At 38.0% G+C, this 17404-nt stretch carries 8 protein-coding genes; 5 read left to right on the top strand and 3 right to left on the bottom strand.

Annotated elements, in window-relative coordinates:
* Positions 1–55 precede the first annotated feature (55 nt).
* The 5 genes from CRO15_RS11175 (at position 56) to CRO15_RS11195 (ending at position 12488) form a co-directional block, all read left to right on the top strand.
* Entirely contained in the window at positions 56–3412 is a 3357-nt protein-coding gene (locus tag CRO15_RS11175; protein ID WP_097045909.1) for a SusC/RagA family TonB-linked outer membrane protein, read from the top strand.
* Between the two features lie 30 nt (positions 3413–3442).
* Positions 3443–4963 (top strand): RagB/SusD family nutrient uptake outer membrane protein, encoded by a 1521-nt coding sequence (locus CRO15_RS11180; protein WP_097045910.1) that lies wholly within the window; start codon positions 3443–3445, stop codon positions 4961–4963.
* A gap of 149 nt (positions 4964–5112) precedes the next feature.
* Positions 5113–6795, top strand: a complete 1683-nt coding sequence (locus tag CRO15_RS11185) for a M14 family metallopeptidase (protein WP_165769948.1) — start codon at positions 5113–5115, stop codon at positions 6793–6795.
* Positions 6796–6906: 111 nt separating this feature from the next.
* On the top strand, positions 6907–9153 hold the full coding sequence (locus tag CRO15_RS11190) for a TIM-barrel domain-containing protein (RefSeq protein WP_165769949.1): 2247 nt from the start codon (positions 6907–6909) through the stop codon (positions 9151–9153).
* Positions 9154–9164: 11 nt separating this feature from the next.
* Positions 9165–12488, top strand: coding sequence for a VCBS repeat-containing protein (locus CRO15_RS11195; protein WP_207763866.1), 3324 nt, complete (start codon positions 9165–9167; stop codon positions 12486–12488).
* Positions 12489–12532: 44 nt separating this feature from the next.
* Here CRO15_RS11195 and CRO15_RS11200 read toward each other — a convergent pair whose 3' ends face one another.
* The 3 genes from CRO15_RS11200 to CRO15_RS11210 are packed head-to-tail and all read right to left on the bottom strand — an operon-like array spanning position 12533 to position 17390.
* Positions 12533–13996, bottom strand: a complete 1464-nt coding sequence (locus CRO15_RS11200) for a sulfatase (RefSeq protein WP_207763867.1) — start codon at positions 13994–13996, stop codon at positions 12533–12535.
* 56 nt (positions 13997–14052) lie between these two features.
* A complete protein-coding gene (locus CRO15_RS11205) occupies positions 14053–15639 on the bottom strand; it encodes an arylsulfatase (RefSeq protein ID WP_097046202.1) in 1587 nt (528 codons plus the stop codon).
* 32 nt (positions 15640–15671) lie between these two features.
* The gene (locus CRO15_RS11210) at positions 15672–17390 is read right to left on the bottom strand and encodes a DUF3472 domain-containing protein (protein WP_097045913.1); all 1719 of its coding nucleotides are present in this window, start codon (positions 17388–17390) and stop codon (positions 15672–15674) included.
* Between the last annotated feature and the right edge of the window lie 14 nt (positions 17391–17404).

A 17404-nucleotide genomic window follows, 5' to 3' on the forward strand; every position in this document is an offset into this window, starting at 1 on the left:
TTCCCAAGTACCATTAATTAATCAATTAAATATTAACTAACTAACGCACAAATTTATGAAAACTAAATTTAGCAGAACTCCTATATATTGTAGGAAAAAGATTTCTATTGCAATTATGAGAGCATTTATTTTCTTATTCTGTATGGTGGCTTTTGGTTTTGGCCCAAAAACAGGTTTTTCTCAAAACACCAAGATTAAAATCGATGCTGATGACCTAATTACCGTAGAGCAAGTTTTTGAACTGATACGCCAACAAACCGACCACACTTTTATCTACAGGTCAGACTTGTTCGTAGATGCGCCTAAAGTAGCCGTAAAGAAAGGAAAGATAAGAGCAAATGAACTTTTGCAAAAAAGCCTTTCCTTTGGAAATTTTGATTTTCAATTTTCGGATAGCGGTTCTATTCTATTAGAAAGAAAACCGACCACACCAAAAATTGAAGTACAACAATCCGTTAGCGGGACTGTTGTGGACAGTAATGGAGCACCCTTGCCTGGAGCCAATGTTTTAGAAAAAGGGACTACAAATGGAACGCAATCTGATTTTGATGGAAATTTCACCATAAATGTTGCTGATGAAGATGCTGTTCTAGTTGTTTCCTATATTGGATTTTCTACAAAAGAAGTTTCAGTTGCGGGACAGAGCAATATTAGAGTTGCTTTACAAGAAGATGCGGAAAGCCTTGCTGAAGTAGTTCTTGTTGGGTATGGTACTCAGCGTAAGGAAGAGCTAACCGCTGCAATTACATCGGTAGATGTAGAAGAAATTCAAAAAATTCCAACAGCTGATATCGCCACAGCGATGCAAGGACAAGTTGCAGGTTTAAATGTAGCTATCGCAAGTGGGGTTCCTGGAAGCGATCCAGTTATCCGAATAAGAGGTTTGGGAACTATTGGGAACAATAATCCTCTATTTGTAATTGATGGTATTCCTGGCGACCTGTCCTATGTAAACCCTGCCGATATTAAAAACATCAGTATTTTAAAAGATGCATCTGCAGCAACCATTTATGGTTCCCGAGCCTCCAATGGTGTTGTTATCGTAACTACAAAAAGAGGTAGGTCTGGTGAGCCAAGAGTAACGGTTAATTCCTTTATTAGCACCCATACAATTACCAATGACCTGGATGTGGCTAGTAGAGACCAGCATAACCAAATAAAGTTGGAATCTTATGCGAATGCAGGTGAAACACCGGCGCCGTATATTACCAACGGAACGCAATATGCAGATAGTGATTGGTCTGACGCTTATTTGAAAAGTGGTTTTGAGCAAAAACACGATGTAAGTATCTCAGGAGGTACAGAGCAAATGAACTATAATTTTTCCGGAGGGTATTATTCAAACACTGGAACCATTATAAAAACAGATTACAATCGAATCAATACACGATTGAACATGGATTTTAAATTGTTTGATGATCGTTTAAAAGTTTCTCCTGGAATTGGTTTTTCAAGAAAGAACAGAGAAAATTTCTCAGAGAACCTTGGAGGTGGGAATGCAGGTTTTTCACCACTTTTAAGTGTGTACACGCAATTACCACATAAATCAATTTATGATGCAAATACTTTGAATGGTTTTGCTACCCCACCACCAGAATTGGGTTCTGAGAACCCCGTGGGATTACGATCTATAATCGATAATAAAAACCAAGATGATTATTTACAGTTCACGTTGTCTGCCGAGCTTCAATTGTTTGATGGGTTAAGCTATCAATTTCAATATGGAGGTAATGTGGAAAACGTACACCGCGCCGTATTTGTGCCACTTTATGATTTTGGACCACAATCCAATAACGACAGACCTTCTTTGTTTGAACGCAGATCACGGACCAACGAATGGACGTTGAACAACATGTTGAACTACCAAAAACAATTTGGGAATCATGATTTAGGAGTTTTATTGGGAGCCTCTCGTGAAGAAAGTCATTTCAGGTCTATTCAAGGTGAAAACAATGAATTGTCTTCTGATCAATTGGATGCATTATCCGCTGGAATTGGAGATCAATCTATAGCTGGATTTAATTCAACCAGTACGCTACAATCGTTATTTGGACGTCTAAATTATAATTTTGCAAATAAGTATTACTTGCAATCCAGTGTTCGCCGTGACGGGTCATCTCGTTTTGGTCCAGATAACAAGTACGGTACTTTTTACTCTGTATCCCTGGGATGGGCAGTTCATAACGAAGATTTTTTCAATTCGGAAATCATAAGTCAACTAAAACCAAGGTTTAGCTATGGTATTTTAGGAAATCAACTAATTGGAGATCATCTTTTCTTAACAAGGATTGGTTCTGGAGGTCAACGATTGAACTATCCATTTGGAGAAGGAGTTAGCCAAGCCGTATTGGTTGGTGCACTTAGTACTACATTGCCTACACCTGATATTCAGTGGGAAGAGACTGCTACTACTAACTTTGGTGTTGATCTAGGAATTTTGGATAACAAATTTAGATTCACTTTTGATTACTTTACTTCTGAAACGGATGGTATGTTGGTAAATGTACCTATTCCTGCCAGTTCAGGTATTACCATTTTTCCATTGACCAATGGAGGTAATATGGAAAACAAAGGTTGGGAAGTATCCGCAGCTTACAGTAAAAATGAAGGGGATTTCAATTTTGATGTTACTGCTAATTTTAGCGGATCAAAAAATGAGATCACTAAATTAGGTATTGCGGACGAAGCCTTTACTGATGGATTTATAGAGTTTAACAACTTCCCAACAACCCGCACAGAAGTTGGCGGTGAGGTTGGTAGATTTTATTTGTTCCAAGCTGATGGTATTTTCCAGAACCAAGCAGAGATCGATGCTCATGGTGTACAACCAGATGCTGCTCCTGGTGATTTAAGGTTTACAGATACCAATGGAGATGGTGTTCTAGGTGATGATGATAAACAGTATTTTGGCAGTGGGTTGCCAAAACTGGAGTATGGTCTTACTTTCAATGCTGAATACAAGAATTTTGACCTGAGTTTGTTTTTCCAAGGAGTATCAGGCAATAAAATTTACAATGGAGTTAAAATGTGGTTGTACCGCACAGATCGTAACAACATGTCTGCGGACTTGGTCAATGCATGGTCAACGAGCAATACGGGAAGTGGAATTCCACGGAATGTATTTGGTGATCCAAATAACAATATCCGTCCATCAAGCTACTTCTTAGAGGATGGGGATTATCTCCGGTTGAAGAACTTGCAAATTGGTTATACACTTCCTGAATCAATAGTTGATAAAACTTTTATCTCAAGTGCTAGACTGTATTTTACAGCCAACAATCTATTGACATTGACCAATTATTCTGGTTTTGACCCAGGATTAGGAAATGGTGGAACCTTTACCAGAGGTGTGGATAGAGGATATTACCCTCTAACCAAGTCCTTTGTGTTAGGTATTAATGTATCCTTATAGGATTGGTGTTTAATTATAATAAGACAAACAATGAAAAAATATAAATATTTAGTATTGATAGGTTTAGTTATAGGTTTTACATATTCCTGTAGCGATGATTTTGTTGATGTTCCCAATAAAGAGGTATTAACGGAGGCAAGCTTTTGGCAAACAGAGCAGCATGCCTTGCAGGCCTTAACGGGAACCTATGCGGCTATGCATAGTTCCAGTGGGAGCAAGTGGGCCTTTTTTGAAGAAATGTATACCGCATTGGCATATCGTGGTGATGACGTTACCAATAATACTGCCGAGATTTATGGTAGATCGGTAGCAAGTTTTAACAATACTACGGAAGACAGTGGACCATTTAATATTTGGAGAGCCAGTTATGCAGGAATTGGAAGGGCCAATCAGGTGATACAAAATGTACCATCAATTGAAGCCTTATCAGAGGCGGATATAAAAGTTATTGTAGCTGAAGCGAAGTTTTTAAGAGCTTTCTACTATTTCTGGTTGGTAACTGGTTTTGAAAATGTTCCATTAGTGACCACTTTTGACACTGATCCTGAAAAGCTTTTTCCAGGTCAAGCATCTCCTGCTGAGGTTTGGGCACAAATAGAAACAGATTTGCAAGAAGCAGAAGCTGATATGGCAACAAGTCATACAGGTGAATGGAAGGGAAGAGCTACAGTAGGTTCTGCAAAAGCCTTGTTAGGCAAAGTCTATTTGTTCCAAGAAAAGTGGGCAGAAGCCGAGACAAAATTAGCCGAGGTGGTCGCCATGGATTATTCGTTGTTGCCAAACTTTGCGGATAACTTTAATGGGAGTTCAGAAAATGGCCCAGAAAGTGTATTTGAGATACAATTTACCGGAGACCGTTCCAATGACAATGATGAACGTCAGGTACTTAATTTCCAGGTTTCTCCCTATGAATTTGGTGGATGGGAGTTATTCTACCCTTCACAATGGCTAGTAGATGAAATGAAGACAGATGTAGATGGAGGCGGAAACATAAGTGAAAGAGTATATGAGAGTATTTTCTTTGACGACCCCAATTCTGAAATGTATAGTAGGGCAGATGATGCTGTGCGACCTTATAGTGATGTTGCAGATGCATTAAACCACCCTAAGTATTTCAAAAAGTATTCGTTTAATGAAGATACCAACTTCTATAACGGGACCAATATTACAGTGATTCGGTTTGCTGATGTCTTGTTAATGTATGCAGAAGCGCTCAATGAGAATAATAAGACCACAGAAGCTATCGCTGAGGTCAACAAAGTTCGTGAAAGAGGTGGAGCAGTTTCTTTAGGTGCTTTGTCAAAAGATGAACTCAGAACACAAATACGTCATCATGAAAGACCTGTTGAATTAGCTATGGAATATGGTATTCGCTGGTTTGATTTATATAGATGGCAGAGAGGAAGTACAGCGACAGAATCTATAAAAGCAACGCTGGAAGCCCATAACAAGCCTTTTGCAGATAATTTTCAAGATAAACACATAGTGTTCCCAATTCCTCTACAGGAGTTGAACATTAACGAAAATCTCAATCAGAATACTGGATGGTAACTATAATTGAGTTACGAATTAGTTTGAGTTAGTTTGAGTTATTTTTAGTTTAAAATGCCCAAAGCTGATATGTTTCTTCTTTGGGTATTTTTTTATCTTTCAATTAGAGTTAAAAGTACTTTGAACCCTAACTTTTTAAAATGCAGAAAATGAAAAAAACTTGGATCATTTGTTGTTGTCTTCTATGTGCTTTAAGCCTTTCCGCTCAAGATAAAACTTATTGGGGGAACGAAGTGCCCGAAAATTGGAATGGGAAATGGCCTAAAGAACTAATGACTAAAACAGAACTATCCAGTTTTGCCCATACGGCCAATTACAATGATATTTTGGAGTATTTTTCTCAGATTGTTTGGGAAAGTGAATATGTCCATGTGTTTAACATGTTTACCAGTGATTTAGGACGTACCAGTCCTACTTTGGTAATGTCCAACCCTAGAGTAACGTCTGCAGAAGAGGCAAAAAAAACAGGGAAAACTATTATTTATTTACAAGGAGGTATTCACCCTTCAGAATGTGAAGGTAAAGAAGCCTTACTAATGGTTATACGGGATATCCTCTTTGGAGATAAAAAATATCTCCTAGACGAACTTATCATATTAATAAACCCAAACTTTAATGTAGATGGAAATGAGGCGAGGGTGGTAAACAATGGTAATCCAAGATTGACGGGCACCCGAAGAAATGGGGCAGGATATGATGTAAACAGAGATGGTATCAAACTGCAGACAAAAAACATGCGAGGTGCTTTAAAAAATGTGTTGAATACTTGGGATCCAATACTTATTTACGATACTCATCGCATGGGAGATACACGTCATGGTTATGCCATTGCACAGGCTGGGTCAAATGTGGTTACGGCACACTCATCTCCACGAGATTATGTGACCTATAAAATATTCCCGGAGATTGTTAAAAAAGCTCGTGAAAAAAGCAAGATTGAAGTGGGAATGCACTGTGGATTAAATCAAGGTTGGCCACCAACTGAATTTACCCATGATAATTCAATATGGTCTACAGAAGCTAAATTTATGGTTAACGCTTATGGACTTAGAAATAGAATGGCCATTTTGGTTGAGACTCCCGGGGGAGAAGCTTTTGAAAAAGCTATATATTCCTCCTATGCTTACACCAATGCTTTGTTGGAATATTGTTATGAGCACGGTAAAGAAATGCAGGAAATTTGCCATAATGCGGAGAAAGAGGTAGTTCAGTTGATTAAGGATAAAGCTGCTTCAGGAAATCTAACCAATTATGTATCAGGGAAATACATTCTTGAGGGAAATATTACCATGCCAGCTTATCGCAATACAAAGACAAAAACAATTCCAGGTACAAGTATTGAAGAATTGGATAGGCCAAATCCTCCTGAATGGATTGATAATGTAACATTGATAACTAAACCTATTGGTGTTCAAGAAGCAAAAGTGCCAAGGGGATATCTGATTCCGGAACAATTTAAACACTTAGCTGATAAACTTAAACTTCACGGTGTACAAGTAAAACAATTAAAACATGATTTCACCATTAGTGGAGAGAGCTATCTCATTGATAAAATGGAGTATAAACCGATGGGATTTGCAAACTATCAGATGACAACCTTGCATGGAGAATATGTGGATGTTTCAAACAAGAAAATTCCTGCAGGAACTTATGAGATTGACATGGCACAACCATTGGCCAATCTCATTTTTTACGCACTGGAACCGCAAGTAAGAGATGGATTTATTGGTTGGAATCTTCTTGATAAAGAATTAGTTGAGATGGGAGTGAACCAAAAACCCGTGTTACTTCCAATTGTAAAGTATTATTCAAAAAAAACAAATTTCAAATAACCCCTATTTGAAGTAATAATAATTTAAGATAAATAAATTGAATTTGTCTCTCTTTTTTAGACATATATGATACAGATTAAAAGATTGATTTTGTGCATTATACTAACAACCATGTTTTTTTTAAGTTGTATACCCTCTGATGGTGTTAGTAAGGTAAAGTATGATGGTTATGCTACAAAGGTATATTTAGCAGACTCCATTGAAGTTTCCTTTTATTCCCCAACAATGTTTCGTTTTAGAGTTTCTGCGTTGGACAGTATAAAGTTTCCTGACAAATATGAACTTCCATTTTTAATTGGTCATTTGGATTCATGGGATAAAGTGGAATGCAGTTTTGAAGAAAATGAGGATAAATATGAAATACAAACTTCAAAAATTAAATTGGTAGTTGATAAGGAATCTTTGGATTGGACTATTTTCGATAACAACTCAAAAAAAATATATCCTACAGATGGCCCGATCTATGGAATGTTCAAAGATGGCTATACCCGTTTTGACAATGCCAGCGCATTTAATGAGACCAACTTGAATAGCAGATATACGCATTGGTTCTACAACAAGGAAACAAGAAGTTACACAGACACTTTTTTAGAGGAGGGCTTGATAATGGATAATTATTTTATCTATGGTCCCAATTATCCAAGTCTTTTCAAGCAATTCAATGATTTAGTGGGCCCAGAACCCTTACTTCCCAAAAAAGGTTACGGTTTTTTTCAAACACAGCATTTAAGCTGTACTGGAAATCAGAAAGATTTTATGGAAGTTGCCCAAGAGTTTAGGGATAGGGACATACCCTGTGACAACCTTATTCTTGATTTTGGATGGGGGGATGCTTGTGTTGGTGGTAAAGAGATAACTTGGGGAAGTAGTATGGAGTGGTCCGAAAATTATACAAGCCCACTCACACCCAAACAGATGATAGATTCCTTAAAAACTAGCGATTTTGATTTAATGCTTATCCACCACAATGCACCAGATCATGCAAACAGGGTAAACCATGGCTGGACAGAAACGATAATTGATGAAAAGACATGGTGGGAGAATTATAAAAAAGAATTGGATATGGGTATCGTTGGAACTTGGCAAGATACCAGAAGAAATAACATCTCTGATGCAGAAATATGGAATGGTACACAGGAATATATTGGAAAAGAAAGCAGGGTAATGTTTTTGGGGTGTAGAAGAATGCAAGAAACCAATCCTTGGGATGATGGATTGACACAAATTCCTTTGAATGCTATGATTGGTCAAAGAAGATACCCATTTAGATGGGTGGGGGATTCGGATTTTACCTGGTCGGAGATGAAGTGGCAAATAAATGGTATTACCAATACCCATGGTTCAATGAAAGGAATGTCATACCTTACTTGGGATGTGTATGGAAAAACTCCTTTAATACAGGCAAGAATGAACCAATTTGTGGATTTCTTAGGAGTATCTAGATCACATAACCTAAAACCTTGGGCCATTAGCTCAGATATTGACCTTTGGAAAGAGCGAATTGTAATTGAGCGAGATCAGGTTAAAAGTTCAACACAAGAAAATGCCGAAAGATTGGCAAAAGAAGGCGAATATACTGCGGAGAAAAGTATAAGACGTCATAGAAAACTAAGATACCGCCTTCTGCCTTACATTTATTCCCTCGGATATGAAAACTATCTGGAAGGAATGCCAATGAGCAGGCCTATGCTGTTGCAATATCCATATGATGATGGTTGCAACAAGGACCAATGGCCGTATCAATACATGTTTGGTAAATCAATATTGGTTGCTCCTGTATACCATGCATTGAGCATTCATGAGATTTATCTGCCCTCAGGTTCTGGTTGGTTTGATTACTGGTCCAAAGAAAAATTGCAAGGAGGCCAAGTATTAAAATATGATACAAGTGATTCTGATAAACTTCCATTATTTGTACCTGAAGGCGGAATACTTTGCTATGGAAAAGAACGCAATTGGATTATTCCAGGTGAACAGGAAGAAACAATTTGGTTAGAGGTATATCCTGGAACAAATGGAGAAATAGCTTTTTATGAAGATGACGCTCAATCCATTGCATACCAAAATGGGAAATACGCCAAGACAGTTGTTCAGCAGCGTAAAGGACAAAATGATCAATTAATTGTAGAGATTGGAAAAGCAGAAGGTCAGTTTAAAAATAAGTTAACCAAGAGAACTTGGAAGATTAGGATATTGGATTTGAATAACGAATACGAATCAGTTAAAGTTAATGGCAAGAAGGCTACTTTCAGTCCAACCTCAAAAATTGATGCTTCAGGATTGGCGGAAGAAACCACATTTAAGGAAGTCAGTATAACCACAACACTGGATGCTAGTACAATTGTCATTTTTGATTAAAAGTAAATTCCATGATTAAAAACTTCAAAAATATCATGTTTTATGGGGTTGTTGGCAGCCTTTTGGTTATCTCATGTTATGAAAAACCATCTTCAAGAATCAAAAAAAATGAACCGGTAACCTCAACACTTTTTACAACCATTCCTTCATCTGAAACAGGGATATATTTTGCCAACGAAATACCCGAGAGCAGTGCTATGAACAGTATGGTCTATGAATATTTTTATAATGGGGGAGGGGTTGCTGTTGGTGATGTTGACAATGATGGATTGCCGGATGTTTACTTTACATCTAACCTGAAGAGCAATAAATTATATAGAAACAAAGGAGATTTTAAATTTGAGGATATTACAGAAACTGCCCATGTGAAAGGCTCTTTTGGTTGGACAACCGGTGTGACCATGGTAGATATCAATGCAGATGGTTGGTTGGATATTTATGTATGTAAATCCGGAAAAGGAAAAATAAAGAACAGGGAAAACGAACTTTTTATTAATAATAAAAATGGAACGTTTACTGAAGCTGCGGCCCAATATGGACTTAATTTTTCCGGGTATAGTACCCAAGCCTCTTTTTTTGATTATGACAAAGATGGCGATTTGGACATGTTTTTACTGAACCATAATGTCACTCCAATAAATACCAATAATCCTGAAGAATTTAAGATGAAGGAAAATGAACTGGTAGGGGACAAATTGTATAGAAATGATAATAAAAAATTTACTGACGTATCTAGAAAAGCTGGAATTATTGGCAATTCATTGGGATTTGGACTAGGAGTTTCTGTAGGTGACCTTAATCAAGATGGATGGCCAGATGTTTATGTAGCCAATGACTATGTGGAACAAGATTATCTGTACTACAACAATGGTGATGGAACATTTTCAGAACAATTGAGGTCATCTATTCCCCATATTTCCAATTTTTCCATGGGAACGGATATAGCCGATTTTAATAATGATGGACTGCTCGATATTATGACTCTGGATATGGTGGCCGAAGATAATTTTGGAATCAAAACCAGTATGAGCGGTATGAATCCCAAAGCCTTTGGACATGCTGTGGAACATGGATTTCATTACCAATACATGTTCAATGCCCTGCAGATGAATAATGGCAATGGTACTTTTGGAGATATTGCACAACTGGCAGGCGTGTCCAACACGGATTGGAGTTGGGGACCTCTTTTTGCCGATTTTGACAATGATGGATTCAAAGATCTTCTGATTACCAACGGGCTTAAAAGAGACTTTCGGAACAATGATTTCAGAAATCATAAGTTAAACCGACTGGAAGAGGCAAAAAGGAATGGAGAAAAAATTTCCCAAGTGGTAGAAGAATTGGTCAGGGAAACCCCCCAAAGAAAAACACAGAACTATTTGTTCAGGAATAATGGTGATTTAACGTTCACTAAAAGTTCAAAAGAATGGGGAGTTGGTGCATCCTCATTTTCAAATGGTGCGGCATACGCAGATTTAGATGCTGACGGAGATTTGGACATCATTATAAATAACATAGATGAAAAAGTTACCGTACTAAAAAATAATACGGAGAAAAACTACCTTCAATTCCAATTTAGGGGAAGTAAGGAAAACCCTTTAGGGATTGGTACACGCATTGAAATACAAACTAAGGAAGATAACCAAATAGTTGAAAATTACATGACCCGAGGGTATCAATCATCCGTAGAACCATTGGTGCATTTGGGTCTATCTACAAATAAAAAAGTTGATGTAGTCACAATAACTTGGCCTGACGGAAAACAACAAATGCTAAATGATGTTCCGGTCAATCAAAGGCTTACTGCTGATTATGAAAATGCAATGAACTTTGATAACTCTACAAACAAAACAAAACATAGAGTATTTAAGGACATCACAAGGCAACTGGGCATTGATTATATTCATGAAGAAAACAACCATAATGATTTTGCCAAAGAAAGCCTTTTGCCCCATAAAATGTCTCAATTTGGGCCCGCTTTGGCGGTTGGAGATATCAACAATGATGGCTTACAAGATTTTTTTATTGGAGGAGCAAAAGGCTATTCAGCTATGATTTACAATCAAAATAAAGATGGCGCTTTCATTCCTTCAAACAGTTTAATATGGCAACAGGACAAAGAGTTCGAAGATATTGATGCGGTTTTTTTTGATGCTGACAATGATCAAGATTTGGATTTGTACGTCGTAAGTGGTGGAAACGAGTGGGAACCAAATCACAGTAGGTACCAGGATAGATTGTACATAAACTCCAATGGTAAATTTGCAAAAGCCGTCCAAAAGCTTCCCAAGAGTCATTTAAGTGGAAGTTGTGTAAAGCCTTTTGACTTTGATCAAGATGGCGATTTGGATTTATTTGTAGGGAGCAGATTGTTTCCACAAAAATATCCTCATGCCCAGTCGAGTAGATTATTAGAGAATCTTGGAGGAGAGTTCAAGGACGTAACTGCTAAGGTTGCCCCAGAACTTTTGCAAGCTGGAATGGTTACTGATGCCATTTGGACAGATTTTAACCAAGATGGTTTTAAAGATTTGATCGTGGTAGGAGAGTGGATGAAAATCACTTTTTTTAAGAATACAGATGGAAACTTAACCAAAGATGATTCCATATTACCCAATACATATGGCTGGTGGAATAGCATTCAAGAGGTGGATTTGGATGAAGATGGAGATCTAGATTATATAGTGGGCAATCTTGGTTTGAATTACAAGTACAAAGCCACGGAGAGTGAACCTTTTGAAATATATTCCCATGACTTTGATGAAAACGGAACCAATGATATAGTTCTGGGCTATTACAATCAAGGTAATTTATTCCCGCTTCGAGGAAGGGAGTGCTCTTCCCAGCAGATGCCATTTATTAAAAAGAAATTTCCAACATATGCCAGTTTTGGCTCAGCAGACCTTGTACAAGTATATGGAAAGGAAAAATTGGAAAATGCACTACATCTTAAAGCAAATATGTTTGCTTCGGTTTATTTGGAAAACAAAGGTGGTAGGTTTGAACTGCATGCCTTACCCAATGAGGTGCAGTTATCTTCAATAAATGATATCTGTATAGCCGATTTTGACAAGGACGGTTCTAAAGATATTCTTGTAGCGGGGAACTTGTACCAGTCTGAAGTGGAAACGCCGAGGAATGATGCCAGTATTGGTGCACTATTGAAATTGGGGACAGATTCTCAATTGGAGGTTATCCCATATAAACGGAGTGGGGTGTTCCTCAATGGTGATGTAAAGAAAATGCGCTTAATTAAATTGGGGAATACAGATTTTACGGCGATTTTGGTAGCTAAAAATAATGACAAACTAATGGTTATTGCTCCATCTGAATAAGTTTTGCCCCATAGAATGGAAGCCATAGCAGCATGTTTGGTTTGCTAGGGAGTCTTGGAATTGGAATATGACATTTCCAAATCGTTGGTTCTTACCTCCTTTAATTTCTGTTTTAGTTTTTCCTGGAAATTTTTTACTTCCTCTGCATACTCTGGAAGTTGAGCTAAATTGGTATACTGGCCTGGATCTTTTTTCATATCGAACAGTTCTATTCCCAAAGAAGCATCCTCGCCATATTGTATATAAGCCCTATCGTTTGTTCTTAATAGAAAGGTGTTGCCATTTTGGGTTACAGAAAATGCGATGTCCCTAACCTTATGATTTGGGTCATCCAATGTTTTGATCAAACTTTTTCCCTGAAGGTGTTCGGAATAGGAAAGGCCTGCCAATTCAGCAATGGTTGGATATAGATCTAACAACTCTACAAAAGAGTTGCATACTGCCGGAGCTTTGCCAGGCATTTTGATGATTAACGGTACACGAGCTGATTCTTCTTTTAGACTGACTTTCATCCAAAATTCATGCTCGCCTAGGTGGAAACCATGATCAGAAGTAAAAATGACAACCGTATCATCCTCCAATCCCTCCTCTTTCAAAGTTGTTAAGACCTTTCCTAATTGGTTATCCATATAAGAAACGGATGCATAGTAAGCAGCAATGGCCTTCTTTTTCTGGATGCTATCCATTTGGGCGTTCTTGCTGGTCACATAATTGATTCCTTTTTCAGGAATGTCATCCCAATCACCTTCAAAATTATAAGGAAGGCTGATGTCTTCGTAAGGATATGGAGCGAAATAATCTTTAGGAGCTACAAAAGGTACATGGGGCCTAACAAAACCAATGGCCATAAAAAAAGGCTCGTTTTTATGTGCTCGGATAAGTTCTGAAGCTTTGGCCGCGGTTTTTCCGTCAGAATGAATTAGATCATCGCCTTCTGCTTTTACGATGGTCATTACATTCCCTCCTTGAATGGGTTTGGACCCATCTGGATTTCCCTGCACCAACTCGCCATCACCTTTTGCTTTCCATTCTGGCCCTTGACTGTTGTATCTCTCTGTCCAAGATGCTTCATCATCCTTTCCATGAGATCCTGTTTCAATATCAATAGGGACTCCCATATGGTATATTTTACTCACTCGAGTAGTATAATATCCATTGTTTTTGAACAATTGAGGCCACGTAATACGGTTAGGACCTATATTTTCCCTTCCGCTAGTGTATCCAAAGGTTTTGGTGGCACTTGGATAATATCCGGATAAAAAGGATGCTCGGGAGGGACCACATACTGGGTATTGACAGTAGGCTTTGGTATATCTTGTTCCTTGGGCGGCCAACAAATCAATATTAGGAGTTTTAGATATCTTGTTTCCATAGGAAGAAACAGCCGTAGCGGTCAAGTCATCGGCAATGATAAAAAGAACATTTAGTTTTTTTTTGACCTGTTCCTGTGTCTTACAAGAAACCAACGCCACACATAGCATTAGATAAATGAACTTTCCTCGTATCATCTATTAAAATTGATAGACCAATATAAGCTAAATACCTAAATAGAAACTGTTTGAGGTTATTCCTCGTTTTGCTTACTAGATAATAATCCATTTTCAACTATGGGTATTCTGAACCTTTCCACTTCTGCATTGTTATGCTCTTCTGCAAAGATTTTGGCTGCGTTGGCAATTATTTCTGGATGCTCATCGGCTACATTGTTTTGCTCCGCTGGGTCTTTAACGAGATTATAAAGTTCTAAAGTAGATTCTTTTTTGGGGTTTTTAAGATTCTGTCGTACCACTTTCCAATCTCCCATTCGTATGGCAACTTGCCCTCCATATTCAGGATATTCCCAAAACAGAAAATCGTGTTGCGCCTGATCTTGTTCACCCAATAATGTGGGTAAAAAACTGATGCCGTCTGTTTGTTCTGGGTTGTCAATGTTGTTAAGGTCAAGTAATGTTGCCATTACATCGTAATGAGCCGAAATATGATCTGTTTTGCTACCGGGTTTTATGTGATTTGGCCATGTGGCAATCATAGGAACTCTTATTCCACCTTCATATACAAAACCTTTGCCTCTACCGTATTCCTCACCAAAAACTCCTGAGCTGTTGAAAAATTCTCCATCAGTTCCACCAGAAAAAGTTACTCCGTTATCTGAGGTGAACATGATGATGGTATTTTCGTATAATCCATTCTTTTTTAAATAATCCACAAGTTTGCCCACATTTTCATCCAAATAAGAAATCATGGCTGCATACCCGGCTTTTGGATTTTGATGTGGATAATATCCTGCGCCTCCTAAATATGGTTCCTCCTCGCCAAATTTCCCCTTATAATAATCCACCCATTTTTGTGGAGCCTGAATTGGGTTATGTGGTATAGGTGATGCCCAATAGAAAAAGAACGGGTTTTCTTTGTTTTCGGAAATGAAACCTAACATTTCATCAAACATTAAATCTGGAGTATAATCATTCAAATTATATTCCCTATAACTTTCGGGGTCATTGGGGTCGGCCCCTTTTGGAAATTTTTTGCTTGGAGGAATGGTGTCATTGTTAAGGTGAACCCTATTTTCATTTTTATACAAATGAACGGGGTAATAAGTGTGTGCCTGTCGCTGACAATTATATCCATAGAAAAAATCAAAGCCCATTTTTGTTGGAATAGCATCAGTATGTGGTGCTCCAAGACCCCATTTTCCAACCATTCCGGTGGCATAGCCTTGATTTTTCAACAATTGAGGGAAAAGTACGGTTGATGAAGGAATAGGTCTTTGCCCTTCCAAGGTAGAATCTAAAATTGCAGCTTTGTAGTCCCAAACATCCCCTCTTTCCCTCCATTCATCATTTCCCCGGATATAGGCATGACCAGCATGCTTGCCTGTCATTAACATGTACCTTGCTGGGGCGCAAACTGGAGCCCCTGTATAGTGTTGTGTAAACAACATCCCATTTTGGGCAAGAGCATCAATATTGGGAGTTTCAATCTTTTCTTGGCCATAGATGCCCAATTCACCATAGCCCAAATCATCTGCCAAAATGTAGATGATATTTGGACTTTGGACCGTCACATTTTCCTTTTCTGCTTCTGGCTTTGTTTTGCAAGAAAACACAAGAAAAGACAAAAGAATTATTAAAGTCGATTTGGAATGTTGCATATTCTGTTGAATTGGTTGTTTATGTGAAAAAATTACAAAGTCGTGAATCTTTGGGTTTCTAATGACCATAATATACCTTGATCGTTGGTAATTCTAATTCTATACATATATTCTATAGCCGCCGACAAGTTTTCCAAAGTTATAGTATTTGCTCCATCAGAAACAGGAATTTCCATGTTATTTTGCCATTTTACTTCCTTAGTTAGCCCTTCTTCGTTGCCCCAAAAAATATGGGCAGTGGCATTGGTTCCTAAATTTGATATGGAAAAATTGATTTTTGCAGAACTTGATGTAATATCGGTAGTTTTTTCATGTTCAAAATCAGCAGGCATTTTAAATAATTCTTTAATATATTCCCCTTGAAGATAATTTGGAATAGGGTCAGCAGAGTTCAAAGTCAACGTTTCTTTAGGTGTACCTGTTTCTTTCCAACCTCCCATTTGCATAGAAAACTTGTTATCTAACACATCCCAATCCCTTGCACTAAGATCAGTTACATTGGAGGTTCCCCTCATGGTAGTGATAGGATGCCAATTGCCTGAAACATCACGTTGCCACCCTCTATAATGTGTTTCACAAACCTGATGACCGCTCCTTACCTTATGTGCTCCACCCGGAACTTCTACAAAAGCCCCAGTGGTTAAGTATTTCAGCTGTCCACTTTTATTGTATTTTTTACCACAGCCATAAAGCTTCCAGTGTCCATCGATGGGGCTTAGGTAATAGCTCCAAAATGTATTATAAGTTTCACCAGGTTCCATTCGTACGGCAATAATTTGCGTATTGGTGTCCTGCCCAATATACGGATGGGGACCTCTAGGTTTTACGCCGGTACCTTCATGCCCGTAAGAGCCAAATTCCAACCCTGGACCTACCGCAACTAAATGACTTTCCTGATAAATAGGAGGGATAGGGTCGTTTGCACCATAGGACCAAAGTGAAAAATTATACCCTCCAAATGTTTGCGTATCCTTATCCCATGTAGATCCTGTATACCCAAACGGTGTAGTAATCGGCTGATAAAAGTCCACATTTTTACTGGCTATGGTAAGTTCATGGACACTGATTTCAATTTGTGCATCAGCATCGGCGATTTCCCATTTACAGTGAACCGCTTTGGCACGATAACGGCGCATTACATTTTCTGAGTTTTTTGCAGCAATGCCAGAAATATGCAGATTCTTCAAACGCCCAACATCTTGGCCAGTATTGGCCAACGATTTCAGCTGTAATTTGATGATGTGGAATCCAGTGGTGACATTTTGGAAAACCACTTCATCCTGTATTTGATAGGTATCTTCAGAGCCAGTTGCAGTTAAAGAGGTTACTTTACCTTCATTGTCAAGATAAACTAACAATTCTGAGCCATCTTGACTTGCTTGAATGGCCATTTCAGGTTTAATAGTTAAATCCCCAACAGTTTTAATATCTATCCCAAAAATAATAGTGTCAGTAAGAGCCTTCCATTCATAAATGTAATCATAGTACTCGTTTTTATTATATTCATTTCCTGTGGTTTTGTCTCTGAGGTTTGCCTTTAAGGTGCCCACAGGTGAAAAAAAACTCTCGTTGGGAGTGAACACTAAGGTTGTCAGGTCAATATCTTGATTATCATTATCTGTTGATTGTGGAGGGAGTTCTTCTGTGTTGTTGGATACTACAACACTTTCTTGATCCGCAGAACATGATAAAAACATGAAATGAAATAATAACATTAAATATATCTTCACTAATTTCTTCTCTTTTTTCATAGTGAAATGTCCTT

It is taken from the genome of Flagellimonas pacifica (assembly GCF_900215465.1).
In the GTDB taxonomy this organism is placed as follows: domain Bacteria; phylum Bacteroidota; class Bacteroidia; order Flavobacteriales; family Flavobacteriaceae; genus Flagellimonas; species Flagellimonas pacifica.